This is a genomic window from Streptosporangium sp. NPDC002607 (assembly GCF_053592655.1).
In genome coordinates this window covers 112,165-130,719 of record NZ_JBSFWD010000014.1, presented here as the reverse complement: position 1 = coordinate 130,719, position 18,555 = coordinate 112,165, and the positions used below count along the sequence as shown (strand labels likewise).

The 18,555-nt window shown below is 69.6% G+C and carries 18 protein-coding genes; 9 read left to right on the top strand and 9 right to left on the bottom strand.

The annotated features are described in order from the left end of the window. Nucleotides 1–12 precede the first annotated feature (12 nt). On the bottom strand, nucleotides 13–1,320 hold the full coding sequence (locus ACWD3H_RS18290) for a M50 family metallopeptidase (RefSeq protein ID WP_451955785.1): 1,308 nt from the start codon (nucleotides 1,318–1,320) through the stop codon (nucleotides 13–15). A gap of 200 nt (nucleotides 1,321–1,520) precedes the next feature. Here ACWD3H_RS18290 and ACWD3H_RS18285 point away from each other — a divergent pair, with 200 nt between their 5' ends. Continuing rightward, nucleotides 1,521–2,114, top strand: a complete 594-nt coding sequence (locus tag ACWD3H_RS18285; RefSeq protein ID WP_355554677.1) for a response regulator transcription factor — start codon at nucleotides 1,521–1,523, stop codon at nucleotides 2,112–2,114. Between the two features lie 13 nt (nucleotides 2,115–2,127). Here ACWD3H_RS18285 and ACWD3H_RS18280 read toward each other — a convergent pair whose 3' ends face one another. Continuing rightward, nucleotides 2,128–3,243 carry a PP2C family protein-serine/threonine phosphatase gene (locus ACWD3H_RS18280; protein WP_350929715.1) on the bottom strand — a complete coding sequence of 372 codons (1,116 nt, stop codon included), beginning with the start codon at nucleotides 3,241–3,243 and terminating at the stop codon, nucleotides 2,128–2,130. A gap of 118 nt (nucleotides 3,244–3,361) precedes the next feature. Between ACWD3H_RS18280 and ACWD3H_RS18275 the strand changes: the two genes are divergently transcribed. Further along, nucleotides 3,362–4,591 carry a GNAT family N-acetyltransferase gene (locus tag ACWD3H_RS18275; protein ID WP_451955784.1) on the top strand — a complete coding sequence of 410 codons (1,230 nt, stop codon included), beginning with the start codon at nucleotides 3,362–3,364 and terminating at the stop codon, nucleotides 4,589–4,591. Nucleotides 4,592–4,670: 79 nt separating this feature from the next. Further along, nucleotides 4,671–4,817: a hypothetical protein gene (locus ACWD3H_RS18270; RefSeq protein ID WP_350964245.1), complete on the top strand. Its 147-nt coding sequence runs from the start codon at nucleotides 4,671–4,673 to the stop codon at nucleotides 4,815–4,817. A gap of 3 nt (nucleotides 4,818–4,820) precedes the next feature. Here ACWD3H_RS18270 and ACWD3H_RS18265 read toward each other — a convergent pair whose 3' ends face one another. After that, the gene (locus tag ACWD3H_RS18265) at nucleotides 4,821–5,288 is read right to left on the bottom strand and encodes a ribose-5-phosphate isomerase (RefSeq protein WP_350929718.1); all 468 of its coding nucleotides are present in this window, start codon (nucleotides 5,286–5,288) and stop codon (nucleotides 4,821–4,823) included. Between the two features lie 97 nt (nucleotides 5,289–5,385). On the opposite strand from ACWD3H_RS18265, the gene def reads away from it, so the two are divergent. Beyond that, nucleotides 5,386–5,874: a peptide deformylase gene (def, locus tag ACWD3H_RS18260; protein WP_350929719.1), complete on the top strand. Its 489-nt coding sequence runs from the start codon at nucleotides 5,386–5,388 to the stop codon at nucleotides 5,872–5,874. Between the two features lie 43 nt (nucleotides 5,875–5,917). Here def and ACWD3H_RS18255 read toward each other — a convergent pair whose 3' ends face one another. Both ACWD3H_RS18255 and ACWD3H_RS18250 read right to left on the bottom strand, forming a co-directional pair. Then, nucleotides 5,918–7,327 carry an aldehyde dehydrogenase family protein gene (locus ACWD3H_RS18255; RefSeq protein WP_451955783.1) on the bottom strand — a complete coding sequence of 470 codons (1,410 nt, stop codon included), beginning with the start codon at nucleotides 7,325–7,327 and terminating at the stop codon, nucleotides 5,918–5,920. Nucleotides 7,328–7,526: 199 nt separating this feature from the next. Next, nucleotides 7,527–8,147 (bottom strand): mycothiol-dependent nitroreductase Rv2466c family protein, encoded by a 621-nt coding sequence (locus ACWD3H_RS18250; RefSeq protein WP_355612460.1) that lies wholly within the window; start codon nucleotides 8,145–8,147, stop codon nucleotides 7,527–7,529. A gap of 219 nt (nucleotides 8,148–8,366) precedes the next feature. Here ACWD3H_RS18250 and pepN point away from each other — a divergent pair, with 219 nt between their 5' ends. Together pepN and ACWD3H_RS18240 are read left to right on the top strand one after the other, a co-directional pair. Next, nucleotides 8,367–10,934: an aminopeptidase N gene (pepN, locus tag ACWD3H_RS18245; protein WP_451955782.1), complete on the top strand. Its 2,568-nt coding sequence runs from the start codon at nucleotides 8,367–8,369 to the stop codon at nucleotides 10,932–10,934. Nucleotides 10,935–11,175: 241 nt separating this feature from the next. Further along, nucleotides 11,176–12,138 carry a hypothetical protein gene (locus ACWD3H_RS18240; RefSeq protein WP_451955781.1) on the top strand — a complete coding sequence of 321 codons (963 nt, stop codon included), beginning with the start codon at nucleotides 11,176–11,178 and terminating at the stop codon, nucleotides 12,136–12,138. A 45-nt stretch (nucleotides 12,139–12,183) separates the two neighbouring features. Here ACWD3H_RS18240 and ACWD3H_RS18235 read toward each other — a convergent pair whose 3' ends face one another. Genes ACWD3H_RS18235 through ACWD3H_RS18220 form a run of 4 tightly spaced genes read right to left on the bottom strand, consistent with a single transcriptional unit; the run spans nucleotide 12,184 to nucleotide 14,937 of the window. After that, entirely contained in the window at nucleotides 12,184–12,735 is a 552-nt protein-coding gene (locus tag ACWD3H_RS18235; protein ID WP_355554690.1) for a hypothetical protein, read from the bottom strand. Between the two features lie 44 nt (nucleotides 12,736–12,779). Then, on the bottom strand, nucleotides 12,780–13,142 hold the full coding sequence (locus ACWD3H_RS18230; RefSeq protein ID WP_355554692.1) for a TPM domain-containing protein: 363 nt from the start codon (nucleotides 13,140–13,142) through the stop codon (nucleotides 12,780–12,782). Between the two features lie 35 nt (nucleotides 13,143–13,177). Then, complete coding sequence (locus ACWD3H_RS18225) at nucleotides 13,178–13,477, bottom strand: hypothetical protein (RefSeq protein WP_451955780.1); 300 nt, start codon at nucleotides 13,475–13,477, stop codon at nucleotides 13,178–13,180. Between the two features lie 38 nt (nucleotides 13,478–13,515). Beyond that, entirely contained in the window at nucleotides 13,516–14,937 is a 1,422-nt protein-coding gene (locus ACWD3H_RS18220; RefSeq protein WP_451955779.1) for an amidase, read from the bottom strand. Nucleotides 14,938–15,297: 360 nt separating this feature from the next. Here ACWD3H_RS18220 and ACWD3H_RS18215 point away from each other — a divergent pair, with 360 nt between their 5' ends. The 3 genes from ACWD3H_RS18215 to ACWD3H_RS18205 all read left to right on the top strand — a co-directional run bounded on the left by ACWD3H_RS18215 (nucleotide 15,298) and on the right by ACWD3H_RS18205 (nucleotide 18,483). Beyond that, the gene (locus ACWD3H_RS18215; RefSeq protein ID WP_355554696.1) at nucleotides 15,298–15,915 is read left to right on the top strand and encodes a nuclease-related domain-containing protein; all 618 of its coding nucleotides are present in this window, start codon (nucleotides 15,298–15,300) and stop codon (nucleotides 15,913–15,915) included. Nucleotides 15,916–16,080: 165 nt separating this feature from the next. Continuing rightward, on the top strand, nucleotides 16,081–17,919 hold the full coding sequence (ilvD, locus tag ACWD3H_RS18210; RefSeq protein ID WP_355554698.1) for a dihydroxy-acid dehydratase: 1,839 nt from the start codon (nucleotides 16,081–16,083) through the stop codon (nucleotides 17,917–17,919). Between the two features lie 81 nt (nucleotides 17,920–18,000). Then, nucleotides 18,001–18,483, top strand: coding sequence for a helix-turn-helix transcriptional regulator (locus ACWD3H_RS18205; protein ID WP_350929730.1), 483 nt, complete (start codon nucleotides 18,001–18,003; stop codon nucleotides 18,481–18,483). The last annotated feature ends 72 nt before the right edge of the window (nucleotides 18,484–18,555 follow it).

Here is an 18,555-nt window from a genome sequence, read left to right as displayed (position 1 = left end):
GCCAGAAGACGGTCAGCCGGCCAGGCGGACCGGGTTGACCAGATCGGCGTACATCAGCAGGCCCGCCATGATGACCATCAGGAAGGCGATCGCGTACGTGAGCGGAAGCGCCTTGGCGATGTCGACGTGGCCGGGGGTGGGGCGGCGGGCGACGCGCGCGAAGCCGCGCTTGAGACCCTCCCAGAGGCCACCGGCGACGTGGCCGCCGTCCAACGGGAGCAGCGGGATCAGGTTGAACAGGCCGATCGCCAGGTTGAAGCCCGCCAGCAGGTTGATGAAGACGACGATCTTGTTCTCCAGCGGGATCGCGGAGGCGGCGATCTCACCGCCGATGCGGCTGACGCCGATGACGCCGATCGGGCCGTTCTTGTCACGCTCGTCACCGGAGAAGGCGGCGTTCCAGACGCCCACCATCTTCTCGGGGAACCTGAGCAGCGCGGAGGCGGTGGCCGAGGTGAGGTCCCACATGTGCTCGGTCACGGCGCCGAAGCTCTGCTGCTCTATGGCGATCTTCGGGCTGACCCCGAGGTATCCGACACCCTTTTCGATCTTTCCGGGCTCGTCGAGCGACTCGCGGTCCTGGGCGATGAGGGTGGCGTTGACGGTCAGCTCCTGCTCCCCGCGCCTGATACCGATCGCGATCGGCCCCGCGCCGTGGTCGCGGATGGCCCGCGTCGCGGCGTCCCAGCTCGCGGCGGGCCTGCCCGCCACGGCCACGATGACGTCCCCCGGCCTCAGCCCCGCCACGCTGGCCGGGCTGGGCCTGTCGACCGCGGTGCACTCCTGGTTCTTGGCGTAGTCGGCCGCGGTCTTCACGCACTGCGGGATCGAGGCGATCTCGGTCTTCTGCACGGGGATGCCGAACCCCATGAGCACGACGCCGAACAGGATGAACGCCAGCACGAAGTTCATCGCCGGACCGCCGGACATGATGATGACCTTCTGCCACCAGGGCTTGCGGTAGAACACCCGGTTCTCGTCGCCCGGCTGCACGTCCTCCAGGGCCACGTCACGCGCGTTCTCGATCAGGCCCTGCCATGGCCCGGTGGAGACCGAGCGCACCTTGCCCGGGGCGTCGGTGGGCCGGGGCGGCAGCATGCCGATCATCCGGATGTAGCCGCCGAGCGGGAGCCACTTGATCCCGTACTCGGTCTCGCCCTTGCGGCGCGACCACATCGTCGGACCGAAACCGACCATGTACTGGGTGACCTTGACGCCGAACAGCTTGGCCGGCACCAGGTGGCCGATCTCGTGCAACCCGATCGACACCATCAGTCCCACCAGGAACACAACGACTCCGACCACGGAGAGCCAGCTCACAGGTTCATACTCCCATCGCGGTTTCACCGACAATGCCCCATAAGAGATTAGCCGAAGTATCCGGCCTTCACGGTCCCGTTCCTCATCGAGTCACGTGCGGGCACTTTGCCGATCGGCCACATTTCATTGACATTAAGCGATCACACAATCACTCTTTGATGATGGTGAGGACGAGAGATCGGAGCGTTTTGATCGGAATTTTGGTTGCCGAACACCTACCCCTGATACGGCGCGGGCTGGTGGCGTCGCTGGAGGGCGAGAGCGACATGCGGGTGGTGGCCGACGTGGCCGACGGCGAGGAGGTCGTCCCCGCCGTTCTGCGGCACGCGCCCGAGGCCGCGGTCATCGACCTCGACCTGCCGGGGGCCGACGGTTTCACCACCGCCCTCCGGCTGTACGAGGAGGCTCCCCGCTGCAGTGTCCTGCTGCTCTCCCGCGCCCCGAACCCGGGCCAGGTCCGCCGCGCCTTCGCCGCCCACGCGCTCGGTTTCATGAGCCTGGAGGCCGACCCCGGGCAGCTGGCCGACGGCGTCCGCCGGGTCGCGGCCGGCCGCCGCGCGGTCGACTCCGAACTCGCGGTGGCGGCCCTGAGGTCGGCGGACAACCCCCTGACCCGCCGGGAGCTCGACGTGCTCCGGCTGGTCGCGCGGGGCGCCAGGTCCGGCGAGGTCGCCGACCAGCTGTTCCTCTCCGTGGGAACGGTCCGCAACCACCTGTCACGGATCATGTGCAAGACCCAGGCCCGCAACCGTCTCGACGCCGTGCGCATCGCCGCCGACTCCGGTTGGCTCTGACGCCTCTCACACCTCAGGGGCGCCAGATGAGGATGAGGGCGCAGTCGTCGTTGTGCCCTGCCGACATGGAGGTGACCAGGTTACGGGCACCATCGCGGAACCCGGAGGGCACCAGACGCTCGGCCTCTCCCAGCAGGCGGTCGAGGCCCGCGTCGATGTCGCGCCCCGGCTGCTCGATCAGGCCGTCGGTGTAGAGCATGAGCGCGTCGCCCTTGCGGAGCATCCCCTGGTCCGCCTCGCAGTGCAGGTCGGGCACGACGCCGAGGACGACGCCCTTGGCCGTGGAGACCCGCCACGTTCCCGCGCCCGACTCGTACTTGACCACCGGGGGATGACCGGCCGAGGTGATGACGTACTCGCCCGTCGCGAGGTTGAGCCGCAGATGGACCGCGGTGACGAAACCCTCGGCCTCGCGCTGGCGGTGCAGGTAGGTGTTGCAGGCGGGCAGGAAGTCGTCGACCGAGCCGAGCAGCCCGCCGAAGGTGCCCGACAGCAGCAGTGCCCGGGTGCCCGCGTCGACGCCCTTGCCCGACACGTCGACCAGGGCGAGCTCCATCGTGTCGCCCTCGCGGATGGAGACCAGGAAGTCACCGCCGAAGGAGGATCCTCCGGCCTGCTTGAGCACCACCTTGGAGCCCCACTCCTTGGGCAGCGAGGGCAGGTCGCTCTGGCTCTTGAGACGGTCGCGCAGTTCCAGCAGCATCGCGTCGCCGCGCAGGCCCTGCACGCCGAGCTTGCCCCGGGTACGGGCCATCAGCGCGGCCAGCACGGCGGTGAAACCGAAGGTGACCAGCAGGCCGGGGCCGATGTAGTCCACCCCTCGCACCACGGCCACGTAGATCAGCGAGGCCGCGACCGCGCACAGCAGCTTGACAAGGCTGTTCAGCCGGAGTTGAAGCCCGGCCACCAGGGTGATCGGGATCATGAGCGCCGGGGAGAACCACTCCATGGAGACCCTCGCGGCCAGCACACCGATCAACAGGGTCAGCAGGATCAGCGTGATGAGCAGGTTTCTGTCGCGCGCCAGAGGGCCCCGGCGCAGCAGACGCACGATGGGGACGAGAAGCGGGATGCGGACCAGGAACGCACGGAGCGCCGGGGGAAGCAGCGGCACCGGACGGGAACTCATGATGCGCCTGACTGTATCTGGCTATCCCCCATTTGGGCAGCCGACTTGACCAATGCCTTGATCACTAAGCGTGGATATTAGCTGGCCGGAACTGTTTGTCCCATCTACCGTGTGAAAAATGACTCTTAGCCTGCGTCCGATCACCGAAGCCGAGTGGTCAGGTTGGATGACCGTCGACGAGGAGGCGTTCGGCGCTCCCGTCCCCCCGCACCGGGCGGAGCTGTACAGAGGTGTCACCGAGTTCGACCGCTCGCTCGGGGTGTTCGACGGCGATCTGCTCGTGGGCACCACGGCGGTGTGCAGTTTCACCATGACCGTGCCCGGCGGCCCGATCCCGGTCGGCGGCATCACCGCCGTCGGCGTGCTGCCCTCCCATCGCCGCCGGGGAGTCCTCTCCTCGCTGATGACCCGCCAGCTGTCCGACCTGCACGAGCGGGGTGAGGCGGTCGCCGCGCTCTACGCCTCCGAGGCCGCGATCTACGGACGTTACGGCTACGGCAGGGCCGCGGACAGCCTGGTCTTCCGGATCCCCACGGCGAAGGCGGCCTTCACCCGGCACGCCCCCGTCGATCCGGGCCTGCGGCTGCGCGTCGTCAGGCCCGAGGACGCCAGGGCCACCTTCGAGAAGGTCTACGAGTCGGTGCTCGGCGAGCGTCCGGGACTGTACGCCCGCACGCCCGGGCGCTGGGACACGGCGCTGAGCGACCACGAGGCCGACCAGGGCGGCGCCGGACCGCTGCGCGCCGTGATCGTCGAGGACGACGCCGGTCCGCGGGGCTACGCGCTCTTCAGGATCAGGCAGAGCTGGACCGAGGATGACGTCCCCGACGGCGAACTGCAGATCAAGGAGCTGTTCGGTCTCGATCCCGCCGCCTACGCACTGCTCTGGCGGCACGTCCTGGACCGCGACCTGGTCTCGCACGTCACCGCCAGGAACCGTCCCTCGGACGACCCGCTGATCCACCTGCTGGCCGAACCTCGGATGCTCCACGCGCGCTGGCTGGACGAGCTGTGGATCCGCGTCGTGGACGTCGAGCGGGCCCTTCCGGCCCGCCGCTACTCCGCGCCCGTGGACGTGGTGATCGACGTCGAGGACGACGTCTGCCCATGGAACGCGCGCCGCTGGCGGCTGACCGCCGACACCTCCGCCGCCCGCTGCGTGCCCTGCGACGATCCGGCCGACCTGGCACTGCCGGTCTCCGTGCTGGGCGCGGCCTACCTGGGCGGGCGCCCGCTGGCGGCCCTGCTGGCGGCGGGGGTGGTACGCGAGTCGCGCGCGGGGGCCCTGCGGGAGCTGTCCACCGCGATGTCGTGGGGTCCCGCCCCCTGGGGCGGCATGATCTTCTGACCACGGCCGCCCAGCCCGCAGATCGGGCCGGGCCCGGAGTGGACCCGCCCGGACGGGCCGGGCGGGTTATGGTTGCGGCATGGCACTGCAGAGCTTGCAGATCAACGCGATCACCGCGATGCGGGCGCGAGATGTCTCGCGCCCGACACAGGAGCAGCAGGACAGCGCGGACCGCCGCCCGCTGCGCGACGAGGCGCCCCGCAAGGAGCCCACGCGCAGGCGGTGAGGACTACGGCAGCGGCGGGAGCTGGCCGATGGTCTCGTACGAGGTGAGCTGTGCGATCCGGCGGTTGTGGCGCTCGGCCCCGGAGTACGAGGTGTTGAGGAAGACCTCGACGAACCGGGTCGCCTCCTCCTCCGGGTGCATCCGCGCGCCGACGCTGACGACGTTGGCGTTGTTGTGCTCGCGGGCGAGCCTGGCGGTCTCCTCGCTCCAGGCCAGGGCGGCGCGGATGCCGCGTACCTTGTTGGCCGCGATCTGCTCGCCGTTGCCCGAACCACCGATGACGACCCCCAGGCTGCCCGGGTCGTCCACGACGCCCTGGGCCGCGCGCAGCACGAACGGCGGGTAGTCGTCCTCCGCGTCGTAGACGAAGGGACCGCAGTCCACGACATCGTGGCCGTGCTCCTTCAGCCAGGAGACGATGTGGTTTTTGAGCTCATAGCCGGCATGGTCGGCACCGATGTAGACGCGCACCCACCCAGTTTCGCAGGTGTGCGCGGGCGGCTTTACCCGGCCCCGGCTAGAGTAATAGTCCCTATGCTCACTCAACCCTTACAAGAGAGAACTCCACATGCGTGACATCCGAGTGGTCGGTGACCCCGTCCTGCGCACGCCCGCCGAGCCGATCACCGAGTTCGACCGCGACCTGCGGCGCATGATCGACGAGATGTTCGACGTGATGTACGCCGCGCAGGGCGTCGGCCTGGCGGGCCCGCAGATCGGCGTGTCGAAAAGGATCTTCGTCTACGACTGCAGCAACCGCAAGGGGCACGTGATCAACCCTGAGCTGACCGTGGACGACGACTCCGAGGTCCTCGACGAGGAGGGCTGCCTGTCCGTTCCCAGCCGCGAGACCGGCACCCCGCTCTACGCCAGAACGCCCCGGGCCGCCGGCGTGACGGTAAGCGGCCTGGACCGGCTGGGGCGGCCGATCCGGCTCAGGGCCCGCGGCCTGCTGGCACGCTGCTTCCAGCACGAGACCGACCACCTCGACGGCATGCTCTACGTGGACCGGCTGGCCAAGGACGCCGCCAGGAAGGTCCTGCTCCAGGCGCCCTGATCCGGCGGGGCCGGCCGGGCGCGGACAGCCGCGCCCGGCGCCCTCAGAGCTGGATCGCCTTGATCTCCAGATACTCCTCAAGGCCGAACTCGCCCAGCTCGCGGCCGAGGCCCGACTGCTTGTAGCCGCCGAAGGGGGCTCGCGGATTGAACTGACCGCCGTTGATCGCCACCTGGCCGGTGCGCAGCCGTCGTGCGACCTCGACCGCGCGCTGCTCGCCACCCGCCCACACCGCACCGGCCAGGCCGTACGGGGTGCCGTTGGCGATGGCGACGGCCTCGTCCTCACCCCGGGTGTAGGGAATGATCGTGAGGACCGGGCCGAAGATCTCCTCCTGCTCGATCACCATCCCCGGCTCCACCCCGGCGAACACCGTGGGCTCCACGTAGAAACCGCGCTCCATCGGCCGGTCGGTGCCTCCGGTGACCAGCCGGGCACCTTCCTCCTGGCCTCGGTTGATGTAGCGGATCACCCGGTCACGCTGGGCCGCCGACACGAGCGGGCCGAGCCGGGTCGCCTCGTCGAAGGGATCGCCGACCGTGTACTTCCGCGCGGCGTCGACGACGAGACGGACCACCTCGTCGTACTGGTCCCGGTGGACGATCATGCGGGTCCAGGCGGAGCAGGTCTGGCCGGAGTTGAGGAAGGCGTTGGCCACCGTCGCCTTGGCCGCCGCCGGAAGGTCCGCGTCCGGCAGGACCAGGCTGGCGGACTTGCCACCGAGCTCCAGGGCCACCCGCTTGATCGTCTCGGCCGCGAGCGAGGCGACCCGGCGCCCGGCCCCGGTGGAACCGGTGAACGACACCATGTCCACCTCCGGGTGGGTGACCAGGGCCTCACCCACCACCGGGCCGTAACCGCTGAGCATGTTGAAGACCCCGGCGGGCAACCCGACCTCGTCGAAGATCCCGGCGAGCGCGAAGGCCGCCAGCGGAGCCACCTCGCTGGGCTTCAGCACGACGGTGCAGCCCGCGGCGAGCGCGGCGCCCACCTTGCAGACGACCTGGTGAAGGGGGTAGTTCCAGGGGGTGATGGCGGCGACCACCCCGACCGGCTCCCTGAAGACGCGGGAGTTGCCGACCTGTCCGCCCTCGAAGTCGTAGGTCTCGGCCAGCTGGGCGTAGGAGGCCAGCACCCCGGCCGGCATCAGCGTCTGCACCCTCATCGCCACGCCGTACGGCGCGCCCATGTCCGTGGCGATGATCCTGGCTATCTGGTCGGAGCGTTCTCGTATCAGCCCGGCGGCGGCGGCGAGGATCCGGCCTCGCTCGGCGGGAGCCGTCGCCGACCAGGAGGGAAAGGCCTCACGGGCGGCGGCCACGGCGACCTCGACGTCGGCGGGCGTCCCGGCGGGCACCCTGTCGATCAGCTCCTCGGTCGCCGGGTTGATCACGTCAATGCTCTCGCCCGACGCGGAGGGCTGCCAGGCTCCATTCAGATAAAGGTGACGCATGCCCCTCATCTTTGCGCGCGTGCCCCTGTTTCGCGAGGGTGCGGCGGGTACCGCGATCACACAGAGATCATCGTTGTACGGGGACATAACCGCGATTCCACCGGCCCGGCGGACCACGGCTCCGGGGAGGCCGGGCGTGCCCGGCCCCGGCCCGCCGCGGTCACGCCCGGCGGGCCTGGGGAAAGGACGGAGCCGCGGATCAGTCGAAGATCGGACGCCGGTCCCTGGACCGCTTGAGCTCGAAGAAGCCGTCGGTGGCCGCGACCAGCCGTACCCCGTCCCAGAGCTTGCCCGCGTCCTCGCCCTTGGGCGCGGGCGAGATGACCGGGCCGAAGAAGGCGACGCCCTCGACCGAGATCACCGGGGTGCCGACCTCCTGGCCGACCCGGTCGATGCCGTCGTTGTGCGAGGCGCGCAGTGCCTCGTCGAACTCCGTCGAGTCCATCGCGTCGGCGAACGCGCGGTCGAGCCCGGCGGCCTCCAGGGCCTCCTCGACGGTCTCGCGGAGCGTGTCGAGCTCCTTGACCCTGCCCTGGTTGTGAAAGCGGGTGCCAAGCTCGGTGTAGAGGCGGCCCACCGTCTCGGAGTCGTACTTCTCCTGCACCGCGGTGACCACTCGGACCGGGCCGATGGCCTTGGCGATCATCTCGCGGTAGCTGTCGGGGACCTCCTTGTCCTCGTTCAGCACGTTGAGGCTCATGATGTGCCAGCGCGGCTCGATCGGCCGCACCTTCTCCACTTCCAGCAGCCAGCGAGAGGTCATCCACGCGAACGGGCAGAAGGGGTCAAACCAGAGGTCAACGGGGACTCGCTCAGTCATCTTCTCGGCTTCCTGATCGTAAGACTTCGTCGACAGCGACAACCCGGACAGCCGAGTTCCCTATTCCATGGGCGAATTAATACCTTTACATGTGGCTTTATTCTCAAATTTAATGATCAGCCCACAGGTTGTGCCAACGCCGCGCGTCGCGGCCTTACATGGCAGGATTCAGTCACCCCCTAGCAACGGAGCGGGGGAAGCTGTGAAGAGGGAGCGGTAGTGGCAGGCAATCTGACCCGTGATGAGGCGCGCGAGCGCGCACGGCTGCTCAGTGTGCAGTCCTATGCGGTGGAGCTCGACCTGACCGAGGGTGAGGAGCGCTTCGAGAGCGTCACCACGGTCCGCTTCACCAGCACCCGCCCGGGTGCCGAGACGTTCGTCGACCTGGCCGGCGCGAAAGTGCGCAAGGCGGTCCTGAACGGCGTCGAGCTGGACGTGAGCGGCTATGACCTGGAGACCGGGCGGCTGCCGCTGCCGGGTCTGGCCGAGACCAACGAGCTGCGCGTGGACGCCGACTGTTCCTACACCCGCACCGGCGAGGGCCTGCACCGCTTCGTCGATCCGGTCGACAAGAGCGTCTATCTGTACAGCCAGTTCGAGACGGCCGACGCGCACCGGATGTACGCGTGCTTCGACCAGCCCGACCTGAAGGCCACCTTCGAGCTGACCGTGCTCGCACCGTCCCACTGGGAGGTCATCTCCAACGCGGCGCCCGACTCGGCCGAGGAGCTGGCGGAGCACCACGGCAAGCACGGTGCGCTCCAGGCGGCCAAGCGCTGGCACTTCCCGCCCACCCCGGTGATGTCGACCTACATCACCGCGCTGTGCGCCGGGCCGTACCACAAGGTGACCTCCGAGCACGACGGCATCCCGCTGGGCCTGTACTGCCGGGCCTCGCTCGCCGAGCACCTCGACCCGGAGAACCTCTTCGAGGTGACCAGGCAGGGCTTCGACTTCTTCCACGAGATCTTCGGCGTCCGCTACCCGTTCGGGAAGTACGACCAGCTCTTCGTCCCCGAGTTCAACGCCGGGGCGATGGAGAACGCGGGCTGCGTGACCTTCCTGGAGGACTACGTCTTCCGTTCGCGTGTCACCGGCGCGATGATCGAGCGCCGCGCCGAGACGCTCCTGCACGAGATGGCGCACATGTGGTTCGGTGACCTGGTCACCATGCGCTGGTGGGACGACCTGTGGCTGAACGAGTCGTTCGCCACCTACGCCTCGGTGCTCTGCCAGGCCGAGGCCACCCGCTGGGGCCAGAGCGCCTGGACCACCTTCGCCAACGTCGAGAAGTCCTGGGCCTACCGCCAGGACCAGCTGCCCTCGACCCACCCGATCGCCGCCGACATCGTCGACATGCACGCGGTCGAGGTCAATTTCGACGGGATCACGTACGCCAAGGGCGCCTCGGTCCTCAAGCAGCTCGTCGCCTACGTGGGGCTGGACAACTTCCTGGCCGGGGTACGCGACTACTTCCGCGAGCACGCCTGGGGCAACACCACGCTCGCGGACCTGCTCGGCGCGCTGGAGCGCACCTCGGGGCGCGACCTGTCCTCCTGGTCGAAGGAGTGGCTGGAGACCTCCTGGGTCAACACGCTGCGCCCGTCGTTCACCACCGACCCCGAGGGCCGTTTCATCGAGTTCGACGTGCTCCAGGAGGCCCCCGCCGACTACCCGACGCTGCGCTCGCACCGCGTGGCCATCGGCCTGTACTCCCTGCGGGACGACAGGCTGGTCCGGGTGAGGCGAGTCGAGCTGGACGTGGTCGGCGCGCGCACCGCGGTGGCCGAGCTGGTCGGCGAGGTACAGCCGGACCTGATCCTGATCAACGACGACGACCTGACCTACGCCAAGGTCAGGCTCGACGAGCGGTCGCTGCAGACCGTGGTGAACGGCGGCATCGGCAAGTTCACCGAGTCCCTGCCCCGTGCGCTGTGCTGGTCGGCCGCCTGGGACATGACCCGGGACGCCGAGATGTCCGCCCGCGACTATCTCGCCCTGGTCGTCTCCGGGATCAAGTCGATCACCGACATCACGGTCGCCCAGACCGTGCTCCGCCAGACCCGCCTGGCCCTCCAGCAGTACGCCGATCCCGCCTGGCGCGCCCAGGGCATGGCCCGGCTGACCTCCGCGCTGCGCGCCCTGGTCACCGGTGCCGCTCCCGGCTCCGACTACCAGCTCGCCTACCTGAACGCGCTGGCCGCCACCGCCACCTCAACCGAGGACCTGGCGTTCCTGAAGGGGCTGCTGGACGGTGAGACCGTGCTCGACGGCCTCACCGTCGACGCCGACCTGCGCTGGACACTGACCGGCGCCCTGGTCTCCGGCGGCCTGCTCGGCGAGGAGGACATCGCTCAGGAACTGCTGCGCGACGCCACCGCGACGGGCGAGCGTTCCGCCGCGCTCTCCCGTGCCTCGATCCCGACGGTCCAGGGCAAGGCGAACGCCTGGGCCGCGATCATCGAGGGCAAGCTGAGCGGCGCGCTGCTCCGCTCGACGATCCTCGGCTTCATGGACGCACGCCACCCGGAGCTGCTGGAGCCGTACGCGGCGAAGTACTTCGAGGAGATCGGCAGGATCTGGAAGTCCTGGACCTCCGACAGCGCTCAGAACTTCGCCAACGGCTGCTACCCGGCTCTGGTCATCTCCCCCGAGACGGTCGCCAGGACCCAGGACTTCATCTCGGCCGACCAGCCGCCGCACGCCCTGCGGCGCCTGCTGCTCGAGGGCGCCGACGGTATCGGCCGCGCCCTGCGCGCCCAGGCCAAGGACGCCTCCACGGGCTGACCTCGCCGCTGAGACCGGACGGACACTCCCCACCAGGACGGGCGAGGGGTGTCCGTCCGGTGCGCCGTCACGGGCCGCTGAGGCCGGGCGGCCCTGAGCACCTCGGGGCGAACGCTGGTAGAGATAGGTGTCAACCGCAAGAAACACCCCATGTCCGGCTCCGTCCGGTCATCGAGATCTCGCCGGGGGTGAGGACTCCGGGCTCCGGCCCCGGAAAGCGAAGTCAAGAGAGGGCATCCCCGTGGAATCGGCACGTGATCTGCTCATCTCCCTGGCCAGGAGGTACGCCTTTGGTGATGTCGGAGCCCTCGCCTCCGGTGTCGTGGAGAAGGCGGGCGACATCGAGGCGGCGTGCGAGTTCGGCCAGCGGCTGCTCTCACTCGACGCGGAGGACTTCGCCGCCGAGGCGCGGGCCGTACCGAGTGACCTGCGGCGGCGGGCTCGGGCCTGCACGATGCCGCAGACACCCCGCGAGCAGCCACGCGGCGCGCTGGAGTCGCTGCGGCCCGCGTACGGGCTGCTGCTGGAGGTCATCGCGGTCAGGTGGCACCGTCGCGAGCTGAGCCCCATGGTCGCCGCCATCCACATCGCCAGCGAGTATCTCCCGCTGCTCGCATTCGAGCCGGTACTCGGCAACGCCGGTGATCCCGCGCGCTGGCCGGAGGGCCTGACCGCGCCGGACAGCAGGTTCGGGGTGATCGGCGACCGCGAGTGCGATCACACGAAGGCCGAGCAGTCGGCGGTCAACCGGACACTGCGCGTGGCGGGAGAGCCCGCCGAGGGGTGGCGCGCCTACTTCGACCGCCAGCACAGCCAGGTCGCCGGGGCGCTGGCCACCTGCGTGGCCGACTGCCGCAACCCCTGCACCGCGATGGACTGGGTGCGAGCGGACCGCCGCGACGACCTCGCCCTGCGTGCCGGTGTGGCGCTGGCCTTCGCCGAGACCCCGCTGGTGCGGCTGCGTCACGCCGCTCCGGTGGGCCACGGGTTCGGCGTGCCCTCTCCCGAGGAGGTCATCGAGGCCTGGGAGCGCAGCCGGACCATCCTGGCCAAGAACGAGGTGGGCGCCGAGGCGTCCGGTGACGACGGCTTCCCCCTGCCGGGGCTGCCGGCCCTGTTCTCCGCCGTCGCGAGCGCCCCGGTGACGCCCTCGACGCTGCTGACGGACATCAGCAGCCACCTGGTGCGGCTTCTCCATTCCTGAACCGGCCCTGAACCGGCCCTGAACCGACGCTGATGGCGGGGTGGATCAGAGCAACCGGCTGACGAACACCGACAGCGCGCAGCAGGCGATGGAGAGCAGCATCAGCCAGACGCCCCGGCGGATGTAGCGCTGCTTGGCGTCTCCGACGGCGCTGAGCCTCCTGATCTCCAGGACGAGCAGGTCGACCCTGTCGCCGGGCCTCGATCCCGGCCGTACCTCGCCGCCGAACCCCCCGGGATAGAACCGGCGTCTCTCCAGCGTCCTGCCCGCCAGCCTCGCGGTACGGCGGTAGAGGGCTCCGACGAGCATGAGGATCCCCATCAGCCAGAAGAACATGCCGGTCCACCAGAGCCATTCGATCTTGCTGGACAGCTCGCCGGGCCTCCAGTACCCGTTCAGCAGCCCGACGACGACGGCACCGGCTGCCGCGCCCGTCGTGACCAGCAGGATGACCGCCGTCTCATCCTCCCTGCGGACCCTCGCCCGGACATCGGCGAATGCCTCCTGCACGTAGCCGATGATCATGTCGGGCTCCCGCGCCGCCGTGAACCCCCTGGAAGAGCGACCCAGCAGCGCGTCCCACCTGATCCTCAGCACGAGCCGATTATCCGGGAAAATCATCTTCGCTCAGCGCGAACGGATCATCCGCGCCGCGACGCCCGGTCCGCCAGCAGCAGGACTCCGGTGACCACCCCGCCCACCAGGTCGCCCAGGCCGAGGATCGCGGCCATCGACATCGCGGCCGCGCGGCATTCGGCGTCGGGCAGCCACGCCCTGGCCCGCGGACCTGTGACGATCTCCAGCGCCCTCCCGCGATGGTCCACGAAGACGAGCACCGCCCTGTCGGCCTCCTCTCCCAGCGCGGCGTGCAGCCGCTCCGAGAAGTGACGGCGCGGGCCGATCGCCGGCCCGAGGTAGGCGGCGAAGCGCAGTCCGGTGAGCCGCTCCGCGGTGCGCAGGGCCCCGCGGACGTCGTCCCCCTCTGTCGAGGTCAGGGTCAGCATCTCCGTACCTCGCCTTCGCCGGCCCTCGCCGGGCCTCACCAGGCCGCCGACGCTCCACCGGTGTGCCGCCCCGGCTCGGCGGTCTCCGCGAGCGAGACCCAGTCTGCCTCAGGCGCCGCAGGCAGGCTCGGAGGCCGCTCCGTCAGCACCAGGACGGCATCGCTGACCCCGCGCTCGCTGCCGAACGGTCCCCCCAGCCAGACCGCACCCGCCGATGTGCTCCTCGCGGCCCTGTCGCGCATCCTGCCGGGCATCGTCACAAGCAGGACGATGAGCAGGAACAGGCCACCGGAGACCCCGATGAGAAAGCCCAGGACCTCGATCGCGCTGTCCATGTCTCAAAAGTAACCCCAGGCCGACGGCCCGTCGAGGACTACCAGGTGGTGGGCCTGCGCTCACCCCAGAAACCCCCGCGAGCGGCCTCGATCTGCGACGACACGGAGATCAGGGTGCCCTCGCCGCCGAACCTGCCGGCCAGCATCACGCCGATCGGGAGGCCGTCCGCGCTCCAGTGCAGCGGCAGGTTGACCGCGGGCTGGCCGCTGACGTTGTAGACGGCGGGGAAGGCGGCGAACCGCTTCATCCGCTCGAAGGTCTCCTCGGGGCCCTCGACGTCCTCGAACCAGCCCACGGGCCTGGGCGGTTGCGTCACGGTCGGGGTGAGCACCGCGTCGAATGGGTCGGTCGCCAGCAGGCCGAACCGGGTGGCAAGCTGCAGCGCCGACTGGGCCTGCAGGAAGTCGGGGGCCGGGGTGGCGAAGCCGCGCTCGCGCAGCCAGGCGGTCAGCGGCCGGAGCCTGTCCTGCTTGGTCAGATCGACCGGGTGCATGCACGAGAACGCGTACCAGAGCGTCACGAACTGCGGCACCGTGTCCGGCCCGAACGGCGGGGCGATGTCGACCACCTCGTGTCCGAGTGCCGCCAGTTCCGCCGAGGCGTGCTCGTAGGCGGCGAGCACCTCGGGGTCCACCACGACGCCGGGGACCAGCGGCTCGGCGTAGCGGGCGATCCGCAGGCGACCGGGGTCGCGGCCCACGTACGCGTGGAAGGAGCCGAGTTCCGGCGGCGGCGCGTGATAGAGGTCGCCGGGATTGTGGTGGGCCATCACGTCGAGCAGCGCGGCGGCGTCGGCGACGGTTCTGGTGATCGGGCCGTTGGTCGACAGGCCGGCCAGGTCGGGAACTATCGGTGCGAAGCTGATCCTGCCCCGGGAGGGCTTGATACCGAACAGCCCGCAGACCGAGGCGGGGATGCGGATCGACCCGGCGCCGTCGCTGCCCTGCGCGGCGGGGGCCAGGCCCGCGGCGACCGCCGCCGCCGCGCCGCCGCTGGACCCGCCGGCCGACCGGGAGAGATCCCACGGGGTGCGGCTGGGCGCCGAGACGGCGGTCTCGGTGTAGCACGGCAGCCCGAACTCGGGCGTCGCGGTCTTGCCGAGCATGATCGTCCCGGCGTCCCTGAGCCGCTCGACCACGCTGTCGTCCACCGGCGCGACGAAGTCCTCGTAGGTGGCCGAACCGAAGTGGATCGGCACGCCCTTGACGAGGTTGAGGTCCTTGATCGGGATCGGCACCCCGGCCAGGGGCGAAGGATCGTCTCCGGCGAGCACCCTCGCCTCGACCTTGTGCGCCTGCTCCAGGGCGAGTTCGGGGGTCACCGTTACGTACGCGCCGATCTGGGGGTCCAGGCGGGCGATCCGGTCGAGGTAGTGCTCGGTGATCTCGACGGGCGAGACCTCCCTGCGCCGCACGGCTGCCGCCTGCTCCAGAGCGTTAAGATCGTGAATGTGAGCCACGCCCCGCACAGTAGGCGCAGAGCGCGCGGTTATCCAGAGTGGAAGCCCGTAGATACCCGGTTCATAGCAGCGCCAAGCGGGTGACGGCGGTCACAAAAGTATGAGATACGCAATACTAGGCACCCCCCGAGGACGTCAGCTACCGTGAGTTACGTGGATTCCGGTCAGGTACCAGAAGACGGTAACACTACGTCACCGATTTGGGTCAGTGACCGACAGGCCGAGGATCGGCCGACGTCTCGACCCACCGCACCAGCGTCTACGTACGCACCCGTCGAGCGCGCCGCGCTGCGCAGCCTGCTCGATCACCCCAAGTACCGCCACCTGCGCCGACGCGTTCTCGTCGCGGTCGGTGTGGGCGTGCTCGCGGCCATCCTGCTGGCCAGCTGGCAGCTGGGCTTCACCGCCGCCGTGGTGGCCGCGATCGTCGACACGGCGCTTCACGCCCGTTCCAACTCGTCGGTGCCCGCCTGGCGGCGCTCCTCGGTCGCGGAACGGCGGACGGAGATGCAGTTGAAACGGCTGGAGCGCGGGGGCTACCGCACCCTGCACGCCCGCGCGATCCCCGGCAGCGAGGCCCAGATCGACCACCTGGTCGTGGGTCCCACCGGTGTCTACGCGGTCGACTCCGAGAAGTGGGACAAGCGCCTGCCCGTCCGCGTCCAGTCGCACCGCAAGCTGTTCCACGGCCCGTTCAACCAGAAGCCCCGTCTCGACGAGGCGCGCTGGGAGGCGTCCCAGGCCGCCGAGCTGATCGGTGCGGAGCTCGGCCGTGAGATCGCGATCGTGCCGTCCCTGGCGATCTACGGCCCGGCCATCCCCTGGAAGGTCCTCAACGTCCGCGAGGTCGACGTATTCGACGGCAGTCGTGTCCGTAAATGGATCACCAAGCGGGAGCGCTCACTCACCGACACCGAGATCGACAGAATCTACGAGGTCGCCGCGCAGGTCCTGCCCGCGCGCTACCCGGAGAACTGACCTCGGCCGTCCTCACCGGCTCTCCCACACGGTGTCCGCGAAGCGGCGGTGTTCGCGGAACCTGTGGTCACGAACCCGATGTCTCATGGCATGGGCAGTCGTCTCACGCGCTGAGCGGTGGCCGTACCATTCATAGACCACGGTTTCGATGATGGGAGAAGCCTCATGCCCGCCCTCAGGTCTCGTACGGTCACTCACGGCAGGAACATGGCCGGGGCCCGGGCCCTACTCCGGGCGACGGGCGTGGCCGGCGAGGACTTCGGGAAACCGATCATCGCGGTGGCCAACAGCTTCACCCAGTTCGTCCCTGGGCACGTCCACCTGCGCGAGGTCGGCGACGTCGTGGCCGGCGCGATCCGCGAGGCGGGGGCGATCCCTCGCGAGTTCAACACGATCGCGGTCGACGACGGCATCGCGATGGGTCACGGCGGCATGCTGTACTCGCTGCCCAGCCGCGAACTGATCGCGGACGCGGTCGAGTACATGGTCAACGCGCACTGTGCCGACGCGCTGATCTGCGTCTCCAACTGCGACAAGATCACTCCGGGCATGCTGCTCGCCGCCTTCCGGCTGAACATCCCCACGGTCTTCGTCTCCGGCGGTCCGATGGAGGCGGGCAAGACCCCCAACGGGAAGCTCGACCTGATCGACCCGATGATCGCCGCGGCCAACGACGCCGTCTCCGACGCGGAGCTGCTGGAGATGGAGGAGAACGCCTGCCCGACCTGTGGTTCGTGCAGCGGCATGTTCACCGCCAACTCGATGAACTGCCTCGCCGAGGCCATCGGCCTCGCGCTCCCGGGCAACGGCACGATCCTGGCCACGCACAAGGCACGCAGGAAGCTGTTCGAAGACGCCGGACGCCGGCTCGTGGAGATCACCCGCCGCTACTACGAGCAGGACGACGAGACGGTCCTGCCGCGCGCCATCGCGACCAAGGACGCGTTCGAGAACGCCATGGCGCTGGACGTGGCGATGGGCGGCTCGACCAACACGATCCTGCACATCCTCGCCGCGGCCCGCGAGGCCCAGGTCGACTTCGGGCTGAAGGAGATCAACGAGATCTCACTGCGGGTGCCCTGCCTGTGCAAGGTCGCCCCCGCCACCGCGAAGTACCACGTCGAGGACGTCCACCGCGCCGGCGGCATCCCGGCGATCCTGGGCGAGCTCGACCGGGGCGGTCTGCTCCACCGCGACGCCTACACGGTCAACGGCGGCACCCTGGGCGACTACCTCGACGCCTGGGACCCGCAGTCGCCGCGTGCGCTGCCCGAGGCCCTTGAGCTGTGGCACGCGGGCCCCGGCAACGCCCGCACCGTGAAGCCCTTCTCCCAGGGCGCCCGCTGGGAGGAGCTGGACCTCGACCGGTCCGAGGGCTGCGTGCGTGACATCGAGCACGCCTACACCCGCGACGGCGGCCTGGCCGTCCTCTACGGCAACATCGCCACCGAGGGCTGCATCGTCAAGACCGCCGGGGTCGACGAGTCGATCTGGAGGTTCGAGGGCCCCGCGGTGGTCTTCGAGTCGCAGGACGACGCGGTCGAGGGCATCCTCAACAACAAGGTCAAGGCCGGCGACGTCGTGGTGATCCGCTACGAGGGGCCGAAGGGCGGGCCCGGCATGCAGGAGATGCTGTACCCCACCTCCTTCCTCAAGGGCAAGGGGCTGGGCAAGGACTGCGCGCTGGTCACCGACGGCCGTTTCTCCGGCGGCACGAGCGGACTGTCCATCGGTCACGCCTCCCCCGAGGCGGCCGAGGGCGGCATCATCGCGCTCGTCGAGAACGGCGACCTCGTCACGATCGACATCCCCGGCCGCTCGATCGAGCTGAAGGTCTCCGAGGAGGAACTGGCCGCCCGCCGGGAGAAGCTCCTGGCCGACCTGGGCGGTTACCGGCCGCGGACGCGCCAGCGCCCGGTGAGCGCCGCGCTGCAGGCGTACGCCGCGCTTACCACCTCCGCCTCCACCGGTGCCTCGCGCGACCTGTCACAGCTGTCACGCTGACCTGGGCTTCCTATCGGGTAGAGATGCCTTACCCGATAGGAGGTTCGAAAAAATGTCAGTGCTCGGACGTATTATCTGGGTATGACTAGCGTCATGAAGCTCACCACCCCGCTGACAGCCGCCGAGATCGCCGCCCTCGCCCTGTCGATGGCGCATCTGGGGTCGAGTCCGCAGGCAGGCGCCGCTCGCAGCGGCCTGCGTCATGCGTTCGAGCAGATGGAGATCGACGACGACGTCGTCGCCACCACCCTGACGACCCTCACCGAGCCGATGCCCGCCCCGATCGCCGACCGCGCCCGGACGATCGCCAACGCCATCACCTCAGGCCTCGTCATCCGCCTCCACTACCGTGACGTCTCCGGACGGATCACAGTCCGTGACGTCGACCCGGTGACCTGCATGGTCCACCGCGAATACTGGTATCTCGTCGGCATGTGCCGCATGCGCCACGCGATCCGGGCGTTCCGGTTCGACCGGATCGTCGCCACCGAACCCACCTTCGTGCCGGCCCGCCCGCACCGAGCCGAGGGATTCCTGCCCTTCCAGGGCAAGCGCGCCGCATAACCGGTCGCGGTCAGGTCATCTCGAGCTGCCACCCCGGACCGGTCCGGGCCGGTCCGGGGGGCAGACTCCCGA